Below are 25,820 nucleotides of genomic sequence, written 5' to 3'. Positions count from 1 at the left end.
AGCTATCGTATATCCTGCAATGGTTTCATCTCCAAAGCCGGTAATCATGCTCACCAGAAATATCCAGCTTGAGGTAGCTATGATATTCTGTGCAATACCTCCGGCTGACAATTTGATGATTCCCAGGAGAATTTCTCCCTCGTACCGTAATTTACTGAATACAATCAGCACCCGCGATTTGTTGGCAAACAGATAAACAAACTGAAGAATAACTGCCATACCGCGCCCGGTAATTGTGGCAACAGCTGCTCCTTTCACACCCATTTCAGGGAAAGGGCCCCATCCGTAGATCAGGCATGGATCAAGGATAATATTGAACAAATTAGCAAATAACAGTATGCGCATAGCTATGGCGGCATTACCAGCTCCCCTGAACACGGCATTTAAGACAAAAAGCAGGGAGATAACAACATTTGCCCCAAGCATCAGGGAGGTATAGCTTCCTCCATTATTTATAGCAGAAGAAGAGGCTCCCATTATCCGCAGGATGTGTTCAGCATAAACAAATCCGGGAATTCCTATGGCGATAGAAACAACCACCGCCAGCCCAACTGCATGCACAGCAACTTTGCCTGCTTCTTCCGTACGCTTCTCCCCTATCCTTCTGGCAACCAGTGCCGTGGTACCAATGGCCAGTCCGCCGGCAATCGCATACACCACCGTCATCAACGACTCTGTAATGCCAACAATGGCAACTGCTCCCATACCAATGGAAGAAACAAAAAAGATATCCGCAATGGCAAATACTGACTCCATTGCCATCTCAAGAACCATAGGCAGAGCCAGCAGGAATAAAGCCTTTCCCATGGGCAGAGAAGTAAAATCCTTTTCCGTTCCCGCGATGGCTTCCCTGATATCAGCCCATGCCGCAACCAGCACATCTGTTTTAACTAATTTTCTGTCCTTTGCCATTATATGCAAAAAATCAGTCCGTATAATCTCTGTTTCAGAGGAATGTCAATATATTTAACCTCCACAGCCGGCAAAAGATTACCAAAAGGTATTGCAGTACAACAAAAAAAATGACCTCGGTCATGGCAAATGAACAGAATTATTCATTAAATTGCACCTCTGATTGTCATTTTTGTTAACCAAATAACCAATTTCCTATGAGTAATAAGATTTCACGTCGTAAATTTCTGGGGAACACTGCTGCTGCCACAGCGGCCTTTACGATTGTTCCCAGCAATGTAGTAAGCGGTCTGGGGCACAAAGCACCCAGCGACAAGCTGAATATTGCCGGTATCGGTGTTGGAGGTATGGGTCATACCAACCTGAACAATATGAAAACCGAAAACATTGTTGCCCTGTGTGATGTTGACTGGGAATATGCAGCCGGTTGCTTTAAGGATTTCCCCGATGCCAAAAAATACTATGACTGGAGGAAGATGTTTGACGAGATGGGGAAATCGATTGATGCAGTTGTGGTTGCCACTCCCGACCATACCCATGCTATTACCGCTGCTACTGCCATTACCATGGGCAAGCATGTTTATGTGCAGAAACCTCTGACGCATTCGGTTTACGAATCACGGCTTCTTACCAAACTGGCCCGTAAATACAAGGTTGCTACCCAGATGGGAAACCAGGGGAACTCGGGTGAAGGCATCCGCCAGACCTGCGAATGGATCTGGAACGGAGAAATTGGCGATGTGGTGGAAGTGCATGCCTGGACCAACAGGCCTATCTGGCCGCAGGGACTCGAAAGGCCCAAGGAAGTAATGAAAGTACCCAAGACGTTGAACTGGGATTTGTTCCTTGGCCCGGCTCCTGACCGTCCCTACAACTCCATTTATCACCCTTGGAACTGGCGTGGATGGTGGGATTTCGGAACCGGCGCACTGGGTGATATGGCCTGCCATATTCTCGATCCGGTTGTCATGGCGCTCAAATTAAAATATCCCATCCTTGTGCAGGGAAGTTCAACCCAGATCAATACAGAATCTGCTCCGCATGCAGAAATCGTTCATTATACATTCCCTGCGAGGGAAAACCTGCCAAAAGTAGCGATGCCGGAAGTTAAAGTTCACTGGTATGATGGCGGCCTTCTGCCGGAACGTCCCAAAGAGCTGGCTGATGGTGAATTAATGGGCCGTGACTGGAACGGAGGAGTTCTGTTCATTGGCACCAAAGGCAAGCTTATGTGCGGCTGCTACGGCATGAATCCTTTCATCCTCGGACGCAAGGAAAATCCTGTTGTTCCGCAGGTATTACGCCGTATTCCAAAAGCCATGGAAGGCGGTCATGAACAAGACTGGATCCGCGCCTGCAAGGAAAGCCCTGAAAACCGCGTTCTGCCCAGTTCTAACTTTGAATACAGCGGCCCGCTGAACGAAATGGTGGTGATGGGTGTAGTTGCTGTCAGACTGCAGGATCTGAAACGCGAACTGCAATGGGACGGCGAAAATATGAAGTTCCTCAATATCAGCGACAGTGATGTTATCCGTGTCGTTACGAGCGATAAGTTTGAAGTAATTAACGGACACCCGCATTTTGATACCAAGACGGCTACCATAAATGCCAGGGAAGCTGCCGAATCGTACATCAAGCATAACTACCGTGCTCCCTGGACACTTCCTCCAATGCCTGCTGATGTTTAATCCTAAAAATAATTGATGCAATGAAAAAAATAGTTGGTTTTATTAGCGTTGTAAGCCTGGTGATGGCCATGTCGCTCTCATCATGCAAGCAGTCTGGTGCCGGAAAAAGCACAGAGGCTGCCGTTGACACCACACTGAACTATCTTACCGCCCAGGAAAAAGCCGATGGATGGATTCTTATGTTTGACGGAAAAACAACCAACGGCTGGCGTGGCTATGGCAAACCCACCTTCCCCGATTCAGGATGGGTTGTAGAAGACGGAACTCTTCGCTGCATCGGATCCGGACAGGGTGAAGCCGGTGGCAAAGGCGGAGACATTATTTACGACAAACGGTTCAAGGATTTTGATCTGAAACTGGAATGGAAAATCTCCCCCGGCGGTAACAGCGGAATCTTCATTCTGGCCGAAGAACTGCCCGGCGAACCCATCTGGAAGTCGGCTCCCGAAGATCAGATTCTCGACGATGCCAAACATCCCGATGCCATGCTGGGGAAAGACGGCAACAGAAAAGCCGGGTCGCTCTATGACCTGATCCCGACAAAAGTTCCTGCCAAACCTGCCGGAGAATGGAACCAGGTGGAAATTATTTCCTACCAGGGAACGGTGGTCTTCAAGATGAACGGTGAAACCGGCCTTGAATTCCACCTCGGTACACCCGACTGGGAGAAGATGATCAAGGAAAGCAAATTCAAGGATTTTCCTGAATTCGGCAAAATCCGTGAAGGATACATCGGCCTCCAGGACCATGGTAATGATGTATGGTTCAGGAATATCAAAATCAAACCCCTCTGATACTGACCAAAACCGACCTGTGAATAAAAAAACACGCGCGTTGCTAAAATGCGCGTGTTTTTCTTTTAAGATTGCTCTAATTCCATGCATATTTCTTACATTCGCTCCTATCTAAAACTGACTGACATATGAATACTAACCGCAGAAAATTCATGAAAGATGTCCTGCTAACTTCGGCAGGGCTGGCATTTCTTCCATCGGTTTTGCAAGCCACCGGAAGCAGACAAAACCTGTTTTTCAGAATATCGCTGGCAGAATGGTCACTGCATAAAGCCCTTTTCGGCAAAAAAATGGATCATCTTGATTTTCCGGTGATGGCAAAACAAAAATTCGGTATTGAAGGAGTTGAATATGTGAGCACCTTCTTTAAATCAACCGACGAGGCTTACCTGAATGAGCTTCTGAAACGCACCCGCGACAACGGGGTAACCAATGTACTTATCATGATTGACGGCCAGGGGAACCTTGGTGACCAGGATCCGGCAAAGAGAAAAAAGGCCGTTGAAAACCACCATCGCTGGGTTGATGCCGCCAAATATCTAGGTTGCCACTCAATCAGGGTCAATGCTTATGGAACAGGTTCCGAAGATGAGGTAGCCAGCGCCGTTGTGGAATCTCTCTCCAGCCTTACAGAATACGGAGCATCGCAACAAATCGGTATTATCGTTGAAAACCACGGAGGATATTCTTCAAACGGCAAATGGCTTGCCGGTATTATGCAGCGGGTTAACAATCCCTGGTGCGGCACACTTCCCGATCTTGGCAACTTCTGCCTTGAATTCAAGATGGGGAAATGCACTAAAGAATACGACCGATATCAGGGAGTTCAGGAAATGATGCCTTATGCCAAAGGAGTAAGTGCCAAAACCAACGATTTTACTCCGGAGGGAGAGGAAGTTACTATTGACTACCGCCGCATGCTTCAGATTGTGAAAGATGCCGGTTACAGAAACTGGATAGGAATTGAATATGAAGGACCACGGCTCAGCGAAGAAGAAGGAATCATAGCTACAAAAAAACTGCTGGAAAAGTACGGAAGTTTGCTGAGTTAGATCAATCAATGAAGAGAACCAGCCTGGAAAACGTGGCAGGGGGATTGACGGGCGAAGTTTGCTGAGTTAGATCAATCAATGAAGAGAACCTTGCTTTCGGGATTTCGCTTTTGCTTATGTGCAAAGTAATGGATGCGGAGGTTCGGCGCACTAACCGGGAAAATAGCCTGTTTGCCAGAAAGATTTATTGTTCCGTGCTGACAGGTTTTGTTCCCACCTCCAACTCGTTGCTCTTTAAAGTCGAAAAGTATTGCATAAAAAACCAATGACCCGATTATTTTGAAAACGCCTCATAAAAACTATTAGGACTCAATATTATTGCCCTATGAGATCTGCATCTTTTGTCATTATGGGATTATGCGTGTTGCTTTGCGGTTCCTGTATCCGGCCTGTTCCAACCGGTGAATGGAGAGGCAGCAGTCCGTATTTTATATATTACAAAGACGTACAACTGGTTGTATTGCCTGATATAGGGGGAACAATCGTTATGCTCTCCGACCGTTCGGGAGAGAATGTTTTAAAGAGCGACCGTCCCAAATGGTACACCAAAGCGGAAGACATGCCGTCCATGAGCCCTTACCGGGAACCGGTTCCGGTAAACGGTCACACAGTATGGTTAGGCCCTCAGAGCGACTGGTGGGCGCAACAGTCTGTTGATGCCCGTATGCGGCGAAAAGCCCCGGAATGGCCGCCTGACCCTTATCTTGCCATGGGCCGTTATACCATTCAGGAACGCACTGACAGCTCGGTTACCCTGATCAGTCCGGAAAGCCCTTATAGCGGCATTCAGCTGGAGAAGCAAATTGTGGTACAGGGTAAAGGAAAAGTTGCCGTTCATGTCACCGCCAGAAATGTCCGTTCAAGACCGGTCCGCTGGGACATCTGGCAAAACACGCGTCTCAGAGGCGATGCCACATGCTATGTACCTGTTTCAGGAATCAACGGAATCAAGAAAATTACATCGCCGCGCGGCCAGCAGCCAAGCCCGCTTTTCTATACATTAACAGAAGGATTCTTTTCTTTTCTGGAACCCTATTTTCCTGAACACTCCTCTGACATCTGGACCAAAGCTTTTCTGGTACCAGATGCACCCTGGATGGCTGCGTTTACAGGCAATATGTTGTTTATCAAGCGCTTCCCTTCATACCCCGATTCCCTGATGCATCCTGCACAGGCACCGGTAGAGGTATATCTGCGCCGTTCGTCAGACCCGGAGAAGGATATTCTTGAGATGGAACACCACAGCTCATACAGGGTTCTCCAGCCGGGCGAAAGCATGGAGGATTATGAAATTTGGGAAATTTATCCATACGATGGACCCAAAACCCCGCAGGATCATATTGCTTTCCTCAGAAAAATGGGGTTGCAGGAACCGCTGAAAACGGATTTTTCCTCATCCGGCCAGTAATACACCAGCCGGATGACGAAAAATGCTGTTATCGGATAACCTGAATCCGTTCGGTAAACACATCTGTTTTTGCCGGATTCTTAACCAGTACCCTGCACAGGTAAAAACCCGACTCAATCTGCTGAAGAGCGAGGGGAATGGATGTTTCACCGCTGCTGACGCTGTAGCCGGCCGATTTCCGGAGGATCTGACCGTTAAGGTTCAGAATCTGCACTTCGACATCAGCGTTCCGCTCTGAGTGAATCTGCAGATAAGCCATATCATGTGCCGGGTTCGGGTATATCCTGATCTGCGAAAAGGTTGCCTTGTTATCCCGTATGCCAACAGTAATTACCAGATTTTCCGGCCAGGTTGCCAGTTCAATGCCGTTTCCTGTTTTGAGGTTTCTGCTGTACTGTTTGTCGGTTGAATTGTTCCAGTGCTCGTGCACGCCCAGGCTTGGTATCGGGGAACCGGTATTGTCGGGATCGTAGGTTATTCCGGTAGGCCAGTTAGCTGAAGAAGCCGCCTGATGTAAATGATCATCCACTCCGTCAAACAAGGGACGGTTTTTAAAAGCAGTCGTATTCAGAGCAGCTTCGGTCCTGAGAAAATCAAAACATACTGATTCAAGAGCCACCTGATCAAGTGAAACAAAAAGCGAACTGGGCCAGTCGTTGTTAAAAGGAGGCATCTTAAATTTTACAGGTTTTTCAACGGCTTCCGTTCCACCCCAGAGGCCGTCAACAATATTCAGGAGGGTTTTTCGGCCAAGTTTGCTGCTCCCCATGATGTCGGTAAGTACCCTGTATTTCTTATAACCTCCATTTGTTACTTTATCATTTTCAGGAGCCAGAAGGGCAGGATGCAGATGAGAAGCATCAGGTCTTATATGCGAGCCGAAATGGTTTTTGGCAAGAAGGGTGACACCGGCACGTGCATGGGCTTTCAGACAGGCCATGTCTATAAGATATTCAGCCTCCTCGAATTCCCTGTACAGTGTATCCCTTACAGCATTAGGCATTTTTACTCCCTTGTCGGAATAAAAAACAGAAGCATGATTGGCTTTGGTAAGTTTTGTGCGGCCCAGAGACTGATAATTGTCTTTGTCCATATAGAGAATATCCGGGTAAACACTGTGCAGATAAGTATATGTCTCCTGATACATATGGGCAATTGGATCTCCAATCAGGATATCCTGTTGATTCACCCCGTAGTCATCAATAAGGGTTTTCAGCAAGCTGAGAATGGTGGAAGGAATGCTTTCCGCCATTCCATAGTAGCTGGCCTGCCAGCTGGTTTTGACCCGTTCAAGTGTTGATGGATTAGTTAGCCAACCGGCTCCCCCCTGATTAATTTTGATAAAAATTTTTTCTCCTTTCGCGTAGGGTACATTCCCTTTCCCGTGCATTATGTTGAAATATCGAAAAATGGTATCCCAGCTCTCTGATACAGTTTCTTTGCCGGTAATCATCATCAGGGAAATTCTCATCATTGAATCTATGGCCTGCTGGTTATTGTTTTTGGGCAGGAAATGACCATCTTCACCGCGCACCGGATCACTGACCTTATTGGTACAATTTTCATCGGTAGCCCGGGGGTTCCACACCCATACAACCCTTCCGGGGATAATACCCCTGGCATCACCCATCGGAGCGTTGGGGCCATCGGGAGGTGCCTGAACAGTGAGCCGGGAAGCAGAAACCTGATCGGTATCACTGGCAAGAACCAGAAATAATCCGGTTATGGCCAGTGAGGCAAATAAAAAGGCTGGAAAGAATTTTCCACCCTGCAATTTCTGCCTGGCTTTTTTCAGACCAAAACCGGCTGTACCTGCTCCGATCAGATACAAAATGAATCCCGACATCACGGGTGCTGCCGCCCGCATGCACGGATAAGCAGCCCGGCTGGGTTTCGGAATAACCCGAATAAGAAACCATAAGGTGGAAGCTATGCCTGTGATGAAAAACATCAGCCTTGCACTCAGTCTCAGATTCCTGCATTTTGAGATTCCCTGAAAAAGTAAATCTCTTAAGCTTCTCAGAAAAGTTTTCATGATTTTCAGTTATAGTTTATTGAACAACAATTTTCCGCACAGCATTCCCAACAGCGGTTGGGGTATGCACAAGATAAACACCCGGACGCAGGCAGGAAGCATCAATTGAGTAAACTCCGTAAACTGACAAATCTTTCTGCTGCTGACGGAGGAGAATTCTCCCGGCCATATCGGTAACAGCAAGGGTTTAATTTCCCGATAACCCGGTAAACCGGATTTCTTTCATACCCGGGATAAACCACACTTTAAAGGAAGGTTCGGGAGAATCATGGACAACAGAAACAGGTGCAGAACCAAGAAGTTTCATAACTCCAAAATCATCGGCATTCATCCAATGATCGTTATAATGTGTTTTAGTTACAAAAACTGACCCGATGAAATTATCCCTGGTACCATCCGGTTCGTCATTATCACAATATGCCATAGAAAAACCCATAATTTTCCCTTCCGTAAGCGTAATTCTCGAAGCTTCAGGATTGGAAGGCGCATAATTTTCGCCATAAATTTTCAGGGCCATTTCCCAGAAAGTAGTATCTCCTGAACGACGGACAATGAATTCCTGAAAGTGGAAGGCATAATTGGCTATCGTTTCATGGTTCCAGTCGGTCCCGGCAATGTCGCAGGCAACCATTCTGGAAGTGGTATCTCCGTCAGCGGGATAATTCACCATGATGTGGTAGGAAAAGGCATTTTCCGCATTTGTACCCCATTCGGTGCCGAACGTACCTGTCCCGTCAAACACATGCAAACCTTTAGAACGGTTTTCATCAATGAAAATTTCGGGCAGGTCGTAATTGGGGTATCCTCCGCCTGTACCAGGATTTGAATTGTACACATAGCCGTCAATGTACACATCATCGGTAACTTCCAGAAATACATACAAAAGGTTGGTTTGTGAAGACCAGACTGCTTTGTAGCGTCCTGTAAAATCGGATGCAGGCAGAGCAGTACCCCATTCAATCCAGACCTGGTCGATGGCCTGCCAGTTAACAGGCTGCCAGCAGTTGTCCTTTGCGTACCCGTCAATTACGGGCACCGGAGTTACATCAGGCACCTTTACGGTATCGTCCTGTATCCTGGCCGAAACAGCCATGGCGGAATTATTCAAACCAGCGGCAAGAGAAAATAAAAAAAGAAAAAAACAATAACGCATCAGAAATAATCGTTAGGTTGGAAATCGGTCAAAGGTAGATCAATATAAATACAATTAAGAAGGAAAAAACCCGCAAGGGAATTTCCGATTAATGAATTTCCGATTAATAAATTTCCGATTTCCCATTTCCCATTTCCGATTAATGAATTTCCGATTAATGAATTTCCGATTTCCGATTTCCCATTTCCGATTAATGAATTTCCGATTTTCGATTTCCCATTTTCAATTAATGTGTTTGGGTTTTCATAGCATTATCTCGTGCAGGAAATAGGAAATCTTCGGTGATTTCCCATTTCCGATTAATGTGTTCTGGTTTTCATAACATGTTCTCTAACAGGAAATTGGAAATAGAAAACTGGAAATCAACATTTAGTTGTTGTTCAGTAAATAGCTTTGGATATTTTCGGCAATTCTGTCAATCAGCCGTTGCTGAGCTTCATGACTGGCCCAGGCAATATGAGGGGTCAGAAGAATTCTTTCCGGATGTTTCAGTTGGAGGAAAGGATGATCGGCAGGAAGCGGTTCAGAGGTAAATACATCAAGGGCAGCTCCGGCGATCCATCCTTCATCAAGAGCTTCGGCAAGGTCAGTTTCATTGACAATACCACCCCTGCCAAGGTTCAGAAGATAAGCACCGGGTTTCATCATCTGCAACTGTTTTTTCCCGATCAGTCCCCTGGTAAGATCGTTAAGAGGCGCATGAATGCTGACAATATCGCTGGATGCGAGCAATTCCTCCAACGACAGCCGGAGGTAAGGAACAGAGTTGTTTTTCCCGGAAGTGGAATAGTAAACCACTTCAGCACCGAACGCCGTGGCTACTTTTGCCACATGCTGTCCGATAGTCCCCATCCCGATGATTCCGAACCGGAGGGTTGCCAGCTCAGAAAAATCAAAATCATGGCAGGAAAAAACTACTGATTTGCTGTAATGGCCGGCTTTTATCCACTCATCAGCCTGATGTACCCTGTTCATCAGGGTTAACAGCATGGCAAAGGTAAGCTGTGTAACACTCGGCGTTGAATAGCCGGCCACATTTTTCACAATGATGCCTTTTCCTGCAGCATAATCCAGATCAATATTGTTCATTCCCGTTGCCGCAATACAAATCAGGCGGAGGGAAGGACAACGATCCATCACCTCCCGGTCAATTCTTACCTTGTTGGTGATGATGATTTCGGCATCGGCAATTCTTTCTATTCGTTCTGATGCTGAAGTAAGGGGATAACTTACAAAATGGCCCAGTTTCTTCAGCGGCCCGAGATCAACCTTTCCAAGGGTTGCTGCATCGAGAAATACAATTTTTTTCTCAGAATTCATACTCAATGAAATGGCCCAGTTTGAGGTATTTATGATAAAGTTTCCGGTAAATTTCGGTATATTCTTTTCTGGGTTTGTATTCGTATTCAAATCCGCTTCCCATTTTTTTCTGTGCTTCTTCAACTGAAGGATAGATTCCTCCTGCCACAGCGGCTGCCATGGCGGAACCCAGGGCGCATGCCTGTTCGGAGCGGGCCACCAGAATGGGCATACCGAGCACATCACAAACGGTTTGCATAACAAACGGCGATTTTTTAGCCACACCGCCCAGAGCAATCACCCCGTCAATCCGCACGCCTTCTTCTCGGAAGCGGTCAACAATCCGCAAAGCCCCAAAAGCAGTGGCCTCAACAAGAGCCCTGAAAATCCGGGGGGCATCAGAACCCAGAGTAATTCCCGTAATGGCACCTTTTAATTCCTGATTGGCATCGGGGGTACGGCGTCCATTCATCCAGTCAAGGGCAACCATGGCTGTTTCATGGGGTGGTATCTTCTCCGCCGCGGCAGAAAGTTCAGGAATGATGCGGTCAAGAATTTCTTCTTCCAGTTTTTCCTTTGTTGCGTTGTCAACCAGTTTGCTCTTTTGCAATATTTCCTTCACCGGCCATGCCAGAACATCCCTGAACCAGGCATAGATATCGCCGAAGGCCGATTGTCCGGCTTCCATTCCCAGCATTCCCGGAACAATAGAACCGTCCACCTGTCCGCAAATTCCCTTAACCAGCTTCTTCCCTGCTTCGCTCATAGGTGCAACCAGCATATCGCAGGTTGAGGTACCCATCACTTTGCTGAGATAGTAGGGCTTGATTTCTCCTCCCAGGGCGCCCAGGTGGGCATCGAAGGCCCCCACTCCTACGGTAACCGTTGCAGGCAAACCAAGCCGGGCGGCCCATTCGGCCGATAGTGTACCGGCCGGAACGTCAGACGTGTAGGTCTCAGTGTACAGCCGGTCACGCAGGCCCTTTAGCAGCGGATCAAGGCGCACCAGAAAGTCCTCGGAAGGCAGTCCTCCCCATTCTTCATGCCACATGGCTTTATGCCCGGCAGCACAGCGGCTTCGTTTCAACGTAAGAGGATTGGTGTTTCCTGTCAGTAAGGCTGGTATCCAGTCGCAATGTTCCACCCAGGAAAAAGCTGCCTGCCTCACCTTTTCGTCTGTTCTGAGGATATGAAGAATTTTGGCCCAGAACCATTCCGACGAATACACCCCGCCTTCATACCTTGTATAGTCTGTGCCGCCCCATTTTTTTGCCAGTTCGTTAATTTCGGCGGCTTCCTTCACCGAGGTATGGTCTTTCCACAATATAAACATGGCATTGGGATTCTCGCTGAATTCGGGAAGGAGGGAAAGAGGCGTTCCTTCCCTGTTCACGGCTACAGGGGTAGAACCTGTTGTATCGACGGAAATGGCGACCACCCTTTCCGCAGTTCCTGCCGGCGCCGAGGCAAGCGCTTCCTTCACGGTTATTTCCAGTCCTTCCATATAATCGAGCGGATGCTGCCGGAACTGATTGGCAGCCGGATTACAGTATTTTCCTGCTTTCCATCGAGGATACCAGAAAACCGATGAAGCCACTTCAGCGCCGGTTGAGGCATCAACTATCAGTGTACGCACCGAATCAGTGCCGTAATCAATTCCAATAACAAACTTTTTGTCCATACCAGATAATTTTCAGATGTTATTGTCCGTAATATTTGTTTTTTCCGTGCTTTCGCAGAAAATGCCGGTCAAGCAGGTAATCAGGAATCCCACCTGCCTTTGACAGTAGGCGGGAATGGAACGCCATCCGGGCCACTTCTTCAAGCACAAGGGCATTTTCAACCGCCCTGGCCGGTGTATCTCCCCAAACAAACGGACCATGGTTCCGGACCAGCACTGCCGGGATATTTTGAGGATCTATTCCTTTAAAACACTCAACAATAACCAGGCCGGTATTCTTTTCATAATCTTTTTCCACCTCATCACGGCGCATGGAGCGGGTACAGGGAATCTCTCCATAGAAGTAATCGGCATGGGTAGTGCCCAGGGGTGGAATACCCAGGCCGGCCTGAGCCCAAACAGTCGCCCAGGTTGAGTGCGTATGGACCACAGCCCCGATTGACGGAAAGGCTTTATATAGCTCAAGATGCGTCGGTGTGTCGGAGCTTGGCTTCAGATTACCTTCCACTGTCCTGCCATCCAGGTCGACGACTACCAAAGATTCAGGCCTCAGGTCTCCGTAATTGACCCCGCTTGGTTTAATCACAACCAGGCCGCGTTCCCGGTCAATGGCACTCACATTGCCCCAGGTGAGAATAGCCAGTTTTTTCGCCTGGATTTCGAGATTGGCGGCAAGAACCTCATTCTTAAGCAATTCAAGCATATTCGGACGTTTTATGGTGACAAATCAGAACGATGTTTAAGGTGCTGCATGTTTTCTTATTTTAATTGTGAGCCGTTCTTTTACTTAACAATTGCCGCAAACACCATTTCGTGCAGAACCTCCGGCCGGGTTTTCGGCAGGAAAATCCTTTCCGAACGGTATTTCAGGTACTGCGGTTTTAAATACTGAAATGCATTCCGGCCTCCTCCAGTTTATTGTACTTTTTTTTGTCAAATTTATAGAGCCAGGCTCCTTTCCGGGAGCCGCTCTTCTCTTTTTCGTCCAGTTTTTTGAGGATATTGAGCTGAAATATTTTCTTCCGGAAATTCCTTTTGTCAAATTTTTTGCCATGGATACCTTCGTAAAGGCGCTGCAGCATCGGAATGGTGAATTTCTCAGGAAGCAACTCAAATCCAATGGGTTGCGACCTGGTTTTTCTTCGCAGTCGCCTCAGTGCCTTATCAACCATCACATCGTGGTCGAAAATGAGCGGAGGTTTTTTGTCGAGCAGGAACCATCGGGCACCATGCTGTTTCCCCAGATCACTGTTATAGTCTTCTGTACGGATAAGAGCATAATAGGAAACAGAAATAACCCGCTCACCCGGATCACGTTCCACTTCACCGTAAGTATATAATTGTTCAAGGTACACTTCCCTGAGTCCTGTAAGCTGATATAAAACCCTTGCAGCGGCTTCATCAAGGCTTTCATTTTCCTGCAGAAAACCTCCCATGAGCGACCATTTTCCCTTCATGGGCTCAAAATTCCGCTTGATAAGAAGCAACTTCAGCCCATCCTGATCAAAGCCGAAGATGATACAATCAACGGCAACGTAGAATTTATGGTGCTCGCTATAGTACCCTGAATTGTCCATCAATTACCAAAAGTATATATAGAAAGCAACAATAATGCTCACGATAATAACAGTATGGATCACATCCCATGCATTCCAGCTGGCCCTGGTTGCAGCTTTCTCTTCCGGAGTGGCGGCGTAATAGGTATACCGGAGTTGTTCTTCGGGGGTGGGTTTCGTAAGGAAGCTCAATACCACCATAAAAGCAAGGCAGAAAAAGAACAAAAGCACAGTATAATGCAGCCAGTTTACAGCAGCTATCTGATACAGAAAGCCGTATTTATGCACGAACAATTCGCTCATTCCGGCTTTTGCCTGCGACAGATAAGCAGAAGCGTCGGTAACATTGTTATTCTGGATTGCTGCATAGGCCTGGTCGGTAAGCTGCCTGAACTGATCGCCCGCCTGCCCGAGCACGGAAGTTATTTTTTCACTCAGATCATGCACTCCTGAAAGGATCTGGTCTTTAAGGCTGGCATTGAAATGGGTCAGTTTCTGCACATATTTTTCGGCACCTACTGCAAGAGCGGCCTTGGTTCCATAAATTACATTCAGAGCCAGTCGGAACATACCAAGTGTGAAGCCGGTTAAGAGTCCCCAGAAAGCGGCTTTGGGTGTCATCTTTTTCCAGAATACCCCGAGAAGGAAGACTGAAGCGATAGCGGGAGCAAGCAACCCCTGAACATTCTGCAGGTATTCGTACAGCACTTTCCCGAGGCCCAGCATAACAGGAATCCAGACAATGCCGAGAATCACCACCGCCGCCGTAGCAAGACGTCCTACCGTTACATAATGCTTTGGTGGCCGGTCAGGAACCATTTTCTTGTAAAAATCTTCCACAAAAAGCATGGCGGAGGAGTTGAACAGGGAAGCAAGTGAACTCATAAGTGCCGCAAGAAGTCCGCAAACTACGATTCCGGTAACTCCATTGGGCAGAAGTTGTGATACCATGGCGGCAAAAGCCGAGTCACTGCTGGCAACGTTCAGAAGACCTTTCTGGTTCAGCGCAAAAGCGATCATGCCCGGGACAAGAAAAATAAAAACCGGCAGAAGTTTGAAATATCCGGCCAGGATGGCACCTCTTCTCGCCTGGGTTTGATTACGGCCCGAAAGGACACGCTGAACGATATACTGATCGGTGCACCAGTACCAGAACCCTATAATTGCTGAACCCAGCAATACTCCGGTCCACGGAAATTCCGGATCGGAAGAAGGACGGATAAGATGAAGATTGGGCCCGACAAGTCGTTCTACTTCAGCCCATCCTCCCACTTTAATCAGGCCGACAATAAGGATGACAATGGAGCCAAAAAGCAGTACCGGTGTCTGCAGAACCGATGTATACATAACGGCACGCATTCCACCGAATATTGTGTACAATCCGGTGATAAGAACAAGCCCAACCGCACTGATCCAGAAAAAGTCTATACCCCATAATTTGTCAATATTGAACACTGTTTTAAAGACCACACCTCCTGCATAAACCGTAACGGCAACTTTGGTAAGCACATAACTCACAAGGGAAATCACAGACAGTACAGAACGAGAACCTCTGGAAAAACGCCGTTCAAGAAACTCCGGCATGGTAAAGATTTTAATCCGGTCGTAGAAAGGTACAAATACCCAGCCCAGGATAAGAATAATCCAGGCATGCATTTCCCAGTGTGCCATGGCCATTCCGCTGAGAAAACCCGCTCCGGCAAGACCCACAAGATGCTCCGAACCAATATTCGAGGCAAAGATGGAAGAACCGATTGATAACCACCCGGCATTTTTCCCTGCCAGAAAATAATCCACGGTATCTTTTTCGTGCTGCAGGAGAACCCATACAATAATGCCAATCAGGCCAAGAAAGAAAAGCCCAAGAACAATCCAGTCAAGCTGATGCATAGTTTGAGGTTTTAATGTTTAAAGGAAAAGAACAACAATATCAATTACAAGTGTAAATCTAACACCTGATTCGGAATTTCCAAAATATTTCAAAAATATTTTGGGGAAAAGGATTTGTTTCCTTTGTTATCAAAATACAATTTCTATTTTTGTTTTTGCAATAACATAAAAATACAGGTATGGAAAGTTTCAAACTTGCATTTGTTGATTATGCCATCATGCTGGTTTATTTTGCCTTTGTGCTCGGGATTGGCTGGGCTTTAAAAAGGTATATGAAATCGGCCAAAATGTTTCTGGAAGCTGGCCGCGCCCTGCCCGCCTGGGTTACCGGGTTGGCTTTTATATCAGCCAATCTGGGCGCACTGGAGGTTATGGGGATGGCCGCTTCAGGGGCAAAATACGGTTGGATGACGGTGCATTTTTACTGGATTGGAGCCATTCCGGCCATGATTTTCCTTGCACTTTTCATGATGCCCTTTTACTATGGTTCAAAGGCTCGTTCGGTGCCCGAATACCTCAAACTGCGGTTTGATGAGAAAACAAGAGGCTTTAACGCATTTGCCTTTGCCATTATGACGATTTTTGCCTCGGGCATTTCGATGCATGCACTGGCATTACTGGCCAACAGGCTTCTGGGCTGGGACTACAACCTGAGTCTCTGGATTTCAGCCGCCATTGTACTGGCCTACACTTACCTGGGAGGCCTCAGTTCGGCCATTTACAATGAAGTGCTTCAGTTCTTCCTGATTGTCATCGGATTTTTCCCGCTGGTTTTCCTCGGATTAAAAGGCATAGGCGGCTGGGAGGCAATGAAAGCCAAGCTTGATATTCTGGCCCAGGGAGCAGGTTTTCAGGAAGGAGCCTTCATGCATACCTGGAAATACACCGGATCACCCAATTCCAATCCGATGGGGGTTGAATGGTTTGGAGTGGTTATGGGGCTTGGGTTTGTCCTGTCGTTTGGTTACTGGTGTACAAACTTTCTTGTGGTTCAGAGGGCCATGGCTGCGGGTTCCATGAATGATGCGCAGCGGACTCCTCTGATAGGAGCATTTCCCAAGATGCTCATTCCGTTCCTTGTCATCGTTCCGGGACTGATCGCTCTGGCCTACACGACTGTTTCTCCTGATTTTCTTACTGATGCCAGCGGCAACAAGGATTACAACCTGGTTATTCCCAACCTGATGGCAACTTATTTTCCCAACGGCGTCCTGGGTCTTGGCATTACAGCTCTTTTGGCGTCGTTTATGAGCGGCATGGCAGGAAATGTAACCGCTTTTAATACGGTATGGACCTACGATATTTACCAGTCCTACATCCGTCCAGGGCAGAGCGACAAACATTACCTGCGTGTTGGCCAGCTTACTACGGTTTTCGGCGTACTGGTCAGTATTCTTACAGCTTATGTTGCCAGGTCATTCAATAACCTTATGGACTTTCTCCAGCTTGTTTTTGCTTTTGTTAATGCTCCTCTTTTTGCCACCTTCCTGCTGGGAATGTTCTGGAGGCGAACCACGGGCCATGCCGCTTTCTGGGGACTTATCGGAGGAACGCTGGCAGCAGCCCTGCATCACGGATTTACCGTTCCGGCCGGAGCAACATCTCTTGTCAAAGGAGGATGGACGGGATTCGTTCTGCATACCTACCCCAATGAAATGGCCCAGAACTTCTGGACAGCCATATGGGCATTCAGCTTCTGTCTGGTGCTGACCATCATCATTTCACTGCTTACCAAACCCAACAAGACAGATGAAGAACTGAAAGGCCTGGTATATTCGCTTACTCCGCGACTAACAGAAAAAGAATACGTCTGGTATAAAAAACCCACCGTACTTGCTTTGTTCGTGGGTATTGTTGCATTGGTTCTGAGTATTATTTACTGGTAAAAAATAACAGCTATGGGCGTAGATATTAAAATTCCGATTGGTCTGATGTTCTCGATCCTCGGGATCATTCTTACCGTATTTGGTATCATCAGTAACGGCGCTCCCATCTATCAGCACTCCTTCAATATCAATATCAATTTGTGGAGCGGGATTTTCATGCTGGTTTTCGGCGGAGTCATGCTCTTGCTTGCTTATCTGTCTAAAACCAGAAAAGAATCATAAGGGTTGCACCCAACTTCGTTTTGCATCCCTTCCATGAGAAACTGAAAATGTCAGCGGGTTGGTTAGCCATACCAACCTGTTGACATTTAATAAATTAAAAAAACTTCGTCAACGAGCAAAAACAGATTTTCAGGACTGTGCCTCAGCTTTTGAAAAATATATACGGTATGTTCCGTTTTCCTGCCTGCTGACCCATGTCCTGCAACCCAGAGAAACAGCTTTTTCTATCAGGGGAGCGGGAAGAAAAGGAGCAGAAAGCAGGTAGATTTTCCCGGGAGGTAAATTTTTCAGCGCCGGAAGAACGGTAAAGACCGGTTCTTCTCCCCTATCGAGAATTTCGGCAGCATCAGCCCTGTCAACTATTTCAGATTCGTTATACCAGGCAGGAACAGGCTCCTGATTAAATTCATCATCTCCTTCGATGTCCTGAATAAGATCCTGGGCCGTTTCTTTTCTCAGACGATTAATCACATCCTCAACTTTTAATCTGGCAATGGAGGCAGCATGTTTCAGCGTAGTAAACCGGGCAATAGTGCGGCGGAGCACAGGATTTTTCAGCTTCTCAAAGGCAGGGGAAAGCTCCATCAGAACCTTTTCCAGCTCAGGATATACTTCAAGCAGTTCGGAAACTTTGGTATGAGGGGTAATAATCAATTTGTGGTTCATGTGTAAAATATGATTTTAGGATTACGGTTATTTCCCATTTCCCATTTCCCATTTCCTGTACGAGATCACGCCATGAAAACAAGAACACATTAATCGGAAATAGGAAATCGGAAATTTTCGAGGATTTTCTATCTCCAATTTCCTACTTCCTGCACGAAATCACGCTATGAAAACAAGAACACATTAATCGGAAATGGGAAATCACCGAAGATTTCCTATTTCCTGCACGAGATAATGCTATGAAAACTCAAACACATTAATTGAAAATGGGAAATCGGAAATCGGAAATTCATTAATCGGAAATGGGAAATCTGAAATCGGAAATTTAATGGTAAATTCATAATGAGAAATTCGAATCTTCTTTTTTTCATTTTTTTGTTTCGTATGCGAGGATGCGTCTTTCACCCTCGAGTTTTCTCAATTCAGTTAGATCCTGCGAAACTTCGAGCGTTCCGATGTACTGGTTGTGTTCATCCCGCAAAGCATAGTACGCAATATGGATAAACCGCCCCTTCATCTGTATCCAGAAAGGAGCATAATTTTCCCTGCCTGATTTAAAATCATCCAGAATTTTTTCAACAATGTGCACACTTCCAGGAGGATGACACAAACGCACATCCCGGTTAAGTATTGCCCTGTTTCTGGTGAAGATACGGTGACTACCCTGCGAGAAATACTTAACCTTATCGTTCCGGTCTACAAAAGTAACATCAACCGGAAGCGTATTCAAAATGGCCAGTAATTCCTCCACAGCAAAACTTCCGGAAGGAAGGCGTACAAGGCCATCACCCGGAGTCTGACCGGAATCAGGCGCGGCCTGACTGACAGATGGAATCCATTCCACCTGCGGGTCGTACAGGCAATACCCGATATCCAGCGTCTGCCGGTGTACTTCATACCATTCTGCTTCTGTGAGTGAATCCAGTGCCATCGGGAAAAGAATTTCCTCTTCCTTCCCAATCATATCCTCAACAGCTTTCAGCGCCGGCAAAAGCATCATGTCGGCCACAGCCAGCAATTCATCCCTGTCGGGCGGACAAGCCTTTACCGATTCAATAGCACCCCGGAGCAAGGTTCTGATTTCATCATGCTTGCCCCACATCACTTTTGGCGGACCCGTTATGCCTTTCTTTTCAAGGTATGGAAATACCAGATACTCTTTCCGTTTGTAATGCTTATCCACATCCATCAGCTGATTAAACAGGCCCTGAATTTCCATGAGACTTTCATGCAAGGCATCGTCGGAAATGTTCCGCACGCGTTCTATGGCTTTCCTTGCTTCGCCTGTTACTTTGCGGATTGCCTTGTTTTCTTCAATAAATACATCAACGGGATGACCCGGAGAAATTTTTCGCTGTGATGAAGTATCAATATGACCCTCCAGCACCATTGTATGCAGGTCACAGAACTTAAGCACTTCATCAGCCGGTAAACCTTCCGCAATCAGTTCCTGCTCGGTTTCTACCACCTCATTATAGGGAACCTGCTGAAGGTGTTCAATCAGTTTATTCCGCACAATTTCAGGTTCTTCGCCCCCGTGCAGACGCAAAATCAGTTCTTTCAGCCGTTTTTTGCGTTGTTCAGAGTTATTGATAAATTCACTCATAGTTTTAAGATATTTAGTACTGATTTGCAAATATACTTATTTAGATCAAATAAACACAAAACAATATCAGCTGTTTGATGTCTGGCACCAAACAGCTGATACAATACTCCTCAACCTACAGTAAAAATACCGGATCGAAACTATAAGTCGATCCCCTCAGGATTAAAGAGGTGAAGCCTTTGCCTGATTGTATATTACCTCAGACTGCCGGACAGCATATAGTACATTTCGTTCCATTTAATTTGTTCACGGAATGCCTGCAAATCGGTTTTTTCATCAATTGTCAGCATTTCCATTCCGGCCATATCGGCAAAGTCGGCAATATGCTCAGCAGTAAGATTCTGGCTGTAGCAGGTATGATGAGCTCCTCCAGCATAAATCCATGCCGTTGCAGCTGTTTTCAGATCAGGCAGAGGTTTCCAGAGGACCCTTGCTACCGGAAGTTTCGGCAGATCATGCGGAGGAACCACGGCCTCCACTTTATTGACAATCAGTCGGAAACGGTTGCCCATATCGACCATGGAAACATTAATTGCCGGACCGGGTTCGGCATTAAATACGAGGCGTACAGGGGCATCTTTCCCTCCAATCGACAGGGGATGGATTTCGCAGGAAGGTTTCTTGCGCGCCAGGGAAGGAGAAATCTCGAGCATGTGGGCTCCCAGCACCAGCATATTCCCCGGTTCAAGGTGGTAGGTATAATCCTCCATAAATGAATTTCCTCCCGGAAGGCCAGAAGCCATGGTACTCATAACATGGAGCATGGCCGCCATTTTCCAGTCGCCTTCGGCACCGAAACCATAGCCTTCGTTCATCAGACGCTGGACAGCAATACCGGGTAGCTGAACCATACCGTGCAGATCTTCAAAGGTATCGGTAAATCCCTGAAAATCTCCCTGTTTAAGGAAAGCCCTTAAACCAAGCTCGATGCGGGCAGCTTCCCTCAGGGAGGCATGTTTGCTTCCCCCCTTTCGCAATTCGGGCATCATAATGTACGACTGTTCATATTCTTCAACCAGTCTATCGATCTCCTGCTCACCCACTTCGTTAATTCTGGCGGTAAGTTCCCCGATTCCGAATCCGTTTACTGACCAACCAAGGCGCATTTGTGCTTCCACTTTATCGCCTTCGGTTACGGCCACCTCCCGCATATTATCGCCAAAGCGGGCAATTTTTGTTTTCTGAGCTTCGGCCCAACCACAGGCAGCCCGCGCCCAAATTCCCAGCTGCCGGTGCACTTCAGGATCCTGCCAGTGGCCAGTAATCACTTTCCTGTTTTTACGAAGCCGGGAAACTATGAATCCAAATTCCCTGTCACCATGGGCCGACTGGTTGAGGTTCATAAAATCCATGTCGATCTCGCTCCATGGTATATCCCTGTTGTATTGCGTATGCAGATGAACGAAGGGTTTTTTCAACGCCTGTAATCCGGCAATCCACATTTTGGCCGGCGAAAAGGTATGCATCCAGGTGATCAGTCCCACGCACTGACCGGAATGATTGGCATCCATACACACCTGATAGATAGCTGAAGGAGTGGTAACAACCGGTCTGGCAATAACTTGAACAGGAATTTCCGGCCGTTCATTGAGCTTCCGGGCTATCTCATCCGCGTGAACCTGTACCTGTTTCAGGGTTTCTTCCCCGTATAAGTGCTGGCTTCCGGTAACAAACCATACTTCCAGTTTTTTTAATGATTCCATAGCAATAAATTATAGTGTATAAATTACATTTATAAGTCAAAGATACTTTTTTCTATGTAAAATACTTCTTCCTGTCAAATTTTTCTCCTAAATTTGAGTGGACCTGCCTGAACTTTCTGAATAATCGGACGGCAAAAAAAATCTGCAATGAAAAATATTCCGGTTATACGTCCTGAAATAAAAAATAAGTTCCGCCAACTAATCCATATTCCTATGAATGACAAAAAACAGTTTCGGATTATTACCCTTGCACTGCTGGGGTTTCTGGTTCTGCTCCTCCTGGCAGGACTGTTCAAAACCAGCCATGACCTGCGGATTTCAGCCCGTCTACTGAAAAGTGCGGTGGAAAAAGCGGAAGAATCATCAGTTCTTGTCAGGCATCAGGATTCGCTCATCCGCGAGCTCCGTGAAATGAACCTGCAGCTTTCCGAGCAGATCAGAAAAATGGATTCAACAAACCGGCTGATACAAAAAGAACTTGACGCGGGGTTTCGCAATGCCGGCCGGAATATTTCCACAATAAAGGAAACCCTCGATAAAATATCGGTGCCACAGATAAAATAAGCAGGGTATGAAGCATTGCTGCAGTTTTTTTCTGTTTTTTTTCATTTCCTTCAGCCTTTCCGCACAAAAGAATGGTTCCGTAATCAGAATCAGCCCTGAAATGTTTGATGCTATGGTTTCTGACATTGACACCCTTACAGGCATCAGGGGAAAATGCATCGTGCCGGAAATGGACACACTTTACCTTATTAATCCGGTTGGTGTGAAGGAATTTGTTGCATGCTCCGTGAACCTGGAGCGATGCCGGCAGCTTTCCCTGGTCACCGAGGATCTCGCAGCAGACATTGCTTCCCTGCAGAAGGGGGTACAGTCGCTGGACAATAATACCGCCTCGTTCAGGGAATATGCTCTGATGTTTCAAAAAGAAAATGCCCTGAGACTGCAGGAGCTTGAAAAAGTCAACAAAGTGCTTGAAAACAATCTCCAATCGATCCAACTTCAACTGGAAGAGGCCCGTGAGAAAATCAGGGCAGAACGATGGAATAGTCTGACCAGTAAGATATTGTGGGGTACAGGAGGATTCGTGGCCGGAACACTTTTCATGTCAGTAGTTTTTGTTATTTTAAAATAAATAAATACCAGGGCTGTATAACAATGTTCCTGAAAATAAATTTCCGGAAATTACCTCAAAACTGAAATTATAAATTAGTACCACCATGAAACGGATGATTTCAGCAATTTTTACATTGCTAATTTTGAATGCCGGTTTGTGGGGACAGGTTCCACAGGCATTTAAATACCAGGCGATCATCAGGGACGAAACGGGAGTTCCCATAAAGAATCAGCAGATCTCCCTCTGCATTTCCATTTTGCAGGGTGGTCCATCTGGACTTACTGTGTATAAAGAATTCCAAAATCCGTTGACGAATGAATTTGGTCTGGTAACCATTGAAATTGGTCGGGGAGAAACAAATGACAATATGGAGGACATAGATTGGTCAGAAGGAAATTATTTTCTTCGGATAGAAGCGGATATGGAAGGTCAGGGCAATTACAAATTGATCGGAGTATTTGAACTTCTCGCTGTGCCATATGCCATGTTTGCGCTCCATGGTAATGAAGGGCCGCAGGGCCCTCCGGGTGAACCAGGTACCAGCCTTTGGAAAGACGGGGAAGGAAAAGTAACGACCATGGCCAGCGTTGGGGTCGGAATTGACCCCCCTACAGGAAAAATGACAGTTGCGGGCGAGGATACACTTCTTTTCGAGGTAAAAAACAAAAACGGCGAAACTGTTTTTGCAGTATTTGATGAAGGGGTTCGCATTTACCTTCCCGAAGGAATGAAAGGTGGCAGAGGAGGATTTGCTATCGGAGGGAGAACTCCGGCAGGAAAAGGCGAACCCATTGACATTTTCCGGGTCACACCTGATAGCATCCGTATGTACATTAATGATTCCGGGAAAGGAGGAAGGGGTGGATTTGCTATCGGAGGCAGAACTCCTCAGAATAAAGGAATTGGGGAAGAATACTTCAGTATTGACCCACAAAAGACAAAAATCATTGCAAAGGACCCTGTTGCCGGATTTACACTTGGGAACAATCCTCAAAGCTTATCGGAAAATTTTCTCCGGCTAAGCCCTGAAAACTACTTTATTGGACATCTTGCCGGATCATCAAACAAAAACGGAAAATACAATTCTTTTATCGGTTACCGGAGTGGTTTTTCGAATAGTGATGGTTCAAAAAACTATTTCATTGGATTTCATTCGGGTTATAATAATACCATCGGTTCAAGCAATATTTTCATGGGTGACAGTGCCGGTTTTAAAAACATTTCCGGTGAGAGAAATACTTTTATCGGAACCATGGCCGGATTAAATAATACAACAGGTATTGAAAATGTATTTCTTGGTCCTTATGCAGGGTACTCAAATAAATCGGGTAAATGCAATATTCTCATTGGCACAAATGCTGGTTTATTGAGTACTGTAGCCAATTACAATACATTTATAGGAGTGGGATCAGGTTATCATACTACCTCCTCTTTCAATGCATTTTACGGAACAAATTCAGGATTTGCTTTTACCACTGGCTCCAGCAATGCTTTTCTGGGATGTAATGCCGGTTACTGGTTTGATGGAGGGACTGGGAATACGTTTGTTGGTTCCGATTGCGGACGGGGAGGTCCTGATAATGATCCTCCCGACCCGCCGGGAAACTATAATACATTTCTCGGATCTTTTGCCGGTTATAATATAGAAAGCGGCAGCAACAATGTTCTTATTGGTTCCAGAGCGGGATATTCCATGAAAACAGGCTCGGGGAATGTATTTATAGGATATAATGCGGGATCCAATGAAACAGGCAATAATAAGCTATACATCCATAACACTTCGGCCGATCAGGATAACTCTCTGGTTTATGGGGAATTCGATAACAAGATTATTAAACTTAACGGGAAGACAACCATACGGGATGTGCTTCAATTGGTTCCACGCACATCACCTCCGGATAATCCCCAGGAAGGAGAAATATATTATAACAGTACCGATAAAACTCTATATTTGTTCAATGGTATAAACTGGATTCCTATTAATAAATAGTTTTGTTGTTTTAACCTTGTTCCCATCATGAGCAGACCCCAGTTGGTTCTTATTGCTTTAATACTTTTTTATAGTTTAACTGCCTGCCGTTCGGATAACAATAAGAACGTTCCACTGGCCATCACTCCCCCTATGGGCTGGAACAGTTACGACTGCTACGGTCATCTGGTGACCGAAAATGATGTAAAGGCCAACGCCGATTATATGGCGGCTCACCTGAAAGAATACGGATGGGAATACGTCGTTGTGGATTACCTCTGGTATGCAGAAGGCCTTACTTCAGAAAACATCCGTTTTGAAAACCCTCCCCAGCATATTGACGAATATGGCAGACTCATCCCTTCGCCTACCCTGCATCCTTCATCTGTCAATGGCAAGGGATTCAAACCACTTGCCGATTATGTGCATGCAAAAGGACTTAAATTCGGTATCCATATTATGCGGGGTATTCCTTACCAGGCCATTGAAAAAAATACCCCGGTAAAAGGAACAAACATAAAGGCTTCAGAAATTGCCAATCGGGAAGACACCTGTTCCTGGTATCAGGGTTTGTGCGGAGTTGACATGACCAGGCCGGGAGCCCAGGAATACTACAATTCACTGCTGGAATTATACGCCGATTGGGGGGTCGATTTTATCAAGGCGGATGATATGTCAAGTCCCTATCATGCGGATGAGATTGAAGCCCTTCAGCGCGCCATACGGCGCACCGGAAGATACATTATCCTGAGCCTTTCGCCGGGGCCAACTTTTATCGGAAACCCGCGGCATGTTTCAACTCATGCCCAGATGTGGAGAATATCAGGTGATTTCTGGGATCAGTGGCCCAAACTGCGCCATCAGTTCGACCTCTGCCGCATGTGGGCGCCTTTCAGCGGTCCGGGACACTGGCCTGATGCCGACATGCTCCCCGTAGGACAGTTGAGCATCCGCACAGATATCCCGGAACTTAAACCACGCCGCTCCCAGTTCACCTATGAAGAACTGAAAACCATGATGACCCTCTGGTGCATGTTCCGTTCCCCGCTCATGATCGGAGGCAACCTGCCCGATATGACACCCGAAGAACTTAGCCTTTTGACAAATAAAGAAGCCCTTGCCATCAATCAGCGAACCACCGGCAACAGGGAAATTTACCGTTCAGGCAATACAATAGTCTGGT

Annotated in this window: 22 protein-coding genes; 10 read left to right on the top strand and 12 right to left on the bottom strand. The window is 46.5% G+C overall.

Annotated elements, in window-relative coordinates:
• Positions 1–912, bottom strand: a 912-nt coding sequence (locus tag GX419_11695) for an MATE family efflux transporter (GenBank protein NLI25357.1), incomplete at its 3' end; no start/stop codon positions are given.
• 197 nt (positions 913–1,109) lie between these two features.
• On the opposite strand from GX419_11695, the gene GX419_11690 reads away from it, so the two are divergent.
• The 4 genes from GX419_11690 to GX419_11675 all read left to right on the top strand — a co-directional run bounded on the left by GX419_11690 (position 1,110) and on the right by GX419_11675 (position 5,854).
• Positions 1,110–2,600 (top strand): Gfo/Idh/MocA family oxidoreductase, encoded by a 1,491-nt coding sequence (locus GX419_11690; protein NLI25356.1) that lies wholly within the window; start codon positions 1,110–1,112, stop codon positions 2,598–2,600.
• 62 nt (positions 2,601–2,662) lie between these two features.
• Entirely contained in the window at positions 2,663–3,394 is a 732-nt protein-coding gene (locus tag GX419_11685; protein NLI25355.1) for a DUF1080 domain-containing protein, read from the top strand.
• Between the two features lie 128 nt (positions 3,395–3,522).
• A complete protein-coding gene (locus GX419_11680; GenBank protein NLI25354.1) occupies positions 3,523–4,446 on the top strand; it encodes a sugar phosphate isomerase/epimerase in 924 nt (307 codons plus the stop codon).
• 325 nt (positions 4,447–4,771) lie between these two features.
• A complete protein-coding gene (locus GX419_11675) occupies positions 4,772–5,854 on the top strand; it encodes a DUF4380 domain-containing protein (protein ID NLI25353.1) in 1,083 nt (360 codons plus the stop codon).
• Positions 5,855–5,882: 28 nt separating this feature from the next.
• Here GX419_11675 and GX419_11670 read toward each other — a convergent pair whose 3' ends face one another.
• From GX419_11670 to GX419_11635, 8 genes are all read right to left on the bottom strand, one after another.
• Positions 5,883–7,889, bottom strand: coding sequence for a DUF362 domain-containing protein (locus GX419_11670; protein NLI25352.1), 2,007 nt, complete (start codon positions 7,887–7,889; stop codon positions 5,883–5,885).
• Between the two features lie 16 nt (positions 7,890–7,905).
• On the bottom strand, positions 7,906–8,058 hold the full coding sequence (locus GX419_11665) for a hypothetical protein (GenBank protein ID NLI25351.1): 153 nt from the start codon (positions 8,056–8,058) through the stop codon (positions 7,906–7,908).
• An 18-nt stretch (positions 8,059–8,076) separates the two neighbouring features.
• A complete protein-coding gene (locus tag GX419_11660) occupies positions 8,077–8,982 on the bottom strand; it encodes a hypothetical protein (GenBank protein ID NLI25350.1) in 906 nt (301 codons plus the stop codon).
• A 429-nt stretch (positions 8,983–9,411) separates the two neighbouring features.
• The gene (locus GX419_11655) at positions 9,412–10,362 is read right to left on the bottom strand and encodes a D-2-hydroxyacid dehydrogenase (protein ID NLI25349.1); all 951 of its coding nucleotides are present in this window, start codon (positions 10,360–10,362) and stop codon (positions 9,412–9,414) included.
• Entirely contained in the window at positions 10,352–12,022 is a 1,671-nt protein-coding gene (locus GX419_11650; GenBank protein ID NLI25348.1) for a ribulokinase, read from the bottom strand. Before GX419_11650 ends, GX419_11655 begins: the two co-directional genes overlap by 11 nt.
• A gap of 19 nt (positions 12,023–12,041) precedes the next feature.
• Positions 12,042–12,725, bottom strand: a complete 684-nt coding sequence (locus tag GX419_11645) for an L-ribulose-5-phosphate 4-epimerase (GenBank protein NLI25347.1) — start codon at positions 12,723–12,725, stop codon at positions 12,042–12,044.
• A gap of 178 nt (positions 12,726–12,903) precedes the next feature.
• Positions 12,904–13,599 (bottom strand): NUDIX hydrolase, encoded by a 696-nt coding sequence (locus tag GX419_11640; GenBank protein NLI25346.1) that lies wholly within the window; start codon positions 13,597–13,599, stop codon positions 12,904–12,906.
• Positions 13,600–13,602: 3 nt separating this feature from the next.
• Positions 13,603–15,468, bottom strand: coding sequence for a sodium/solute symporter (locus tag GX419_11635; protein NLI25345.1), 1,866 nt, complete (start codon positions 15,466–15,468; stop codon positions 13,603–13,605).
• Between the two features lie 179 nt (positions 15,469–15,647).
• On the opposite strand from GX419_11635, the gene GX419_11630 reads away from it, so the two are divergent.
• Together GX419_11630 and GX419_11625 are read left to right on the top strand one after the other, a co-directional pair.
• Positions 15,648–17,354, top strand: coding sequence for a sodium:solute symporter family protein (locus GX419_11630; protein NLI25344.1), 1,707 nt, complete (start codon positions 15,648–15,650; stop codon positions 17,352–17,354).
• A 12-nt stretch (positions 17,355–17,366) separates the two neighbouring features.
• Positions 17,367–17,576 (top strand): hypothetical protein, encoded by a 210-nt coding sequence (locus GX419_11625; protein NLI25343.1) that lies wholly within the window; start codon positions 17,367–17,369, stop codon positions 17,574–17,576.
• A 129-nt stretch (positions 17,577–17,705) separates the two neighbouring features.
• On the opposite strand, the gene GX419_11620 is transcribed toward GX419_11625, so the two are convergent.
• From GX419_11620 to araA, 3 genes are all read right to left on the bottom strand, one after another.
• On the bottom strand, positions 17,706–18,242 hold the full coding sequence (locus GX419_11620) for a DUF1858 domain-containing protein (protein NLI25342.1): 537 nt from the start codon (positions 18,240–18,242) through the stop codon (positions 17,706–17,708).
• Positions 18,243–18,609: 367 nt separating this feature from the next.
• Positions 18,610–19,848: a DUF438 domain-containing protein gene (locus tag GX419_11615; protein ID NLI25341.1), complete on the bottom strand. Its 1,239-nt coding sequence runs from the start codon at positions 19,846–19,848 to the stop codon at positions 18,610–18,612.
• 194 nt (positions 19,849–20,042) lie between these two features.
• Complete coding sequence (araA, locus tag GX419_11610) at positions 20,043–21,551, bottom strand: L-arabinose isomerase (protein NLI25340.1); 1,509 nt, start codon at positions 21,549–21,551, stop codon at positions 20,043–20,045.
• A gap of 213 nt (positions 21,552–21,764) precedes the next feature.
• Here araA and GX419_11605 point away from each other — a divergent pair, with 213 nt between their 5' ends.
• The 4 genes from GX419_11605 to GX419_11590 all read left to right on the top strand — a co-directional run.
• Complete coding sequence (locus tag GX419_11605; GenBank protein NLI25339.1) at positions 21,765–22,115, top strand: hypothetical protein; 351 nt, start codon at positions 21,765–21,767, stop codon at positions 22,113–22,115.
• Positions 22,116–22,122: 7 nt separating this feature from the next.
• Positions 22,123–22,686, top strand: a complete 564-nt coding sequence (locus GX419_11600) for a hypothetical protein (GenBank protein ID NLI25338.1) — start codon at positions 22,123–22,125, stop codon at positions 22,684–22,686.
• An 85-nt stretch (positions 22,687–22,771) separates the two neighbouring features.
• A complete protein-coding gene (locus GX419_11595) occupies positions 22,772–24,658 on the top strand; it encodes a hypothetical protein (GenBank protein NLI25337.1) in 1,887 nt (628 codons plus the stop codon).
• Between the two features lie 27 nt (positions 24,659–24,685).
• Positions 24,686–25,820: glycoside hydrolase family 27 protein (locus tag GX419_11590; GenBank protein NLI25336.1), on the top strand; the 1,135-nt coding region annotated here is incomplete at its 3' end.

This window comes from Bacteroidales bacterium (genome assembly GCA_012517825.1).
Lineage (GTDB): Bacteria > Bacteroidota > Bacteroidia > Bacteroidales > JAAYUG01 > JAAYUG01.
The sequence above is the reverse complement of the archived record's forward strand: the minus strand, read 5'-3'. Positions and strand labels throughout refer to the sequence as shown.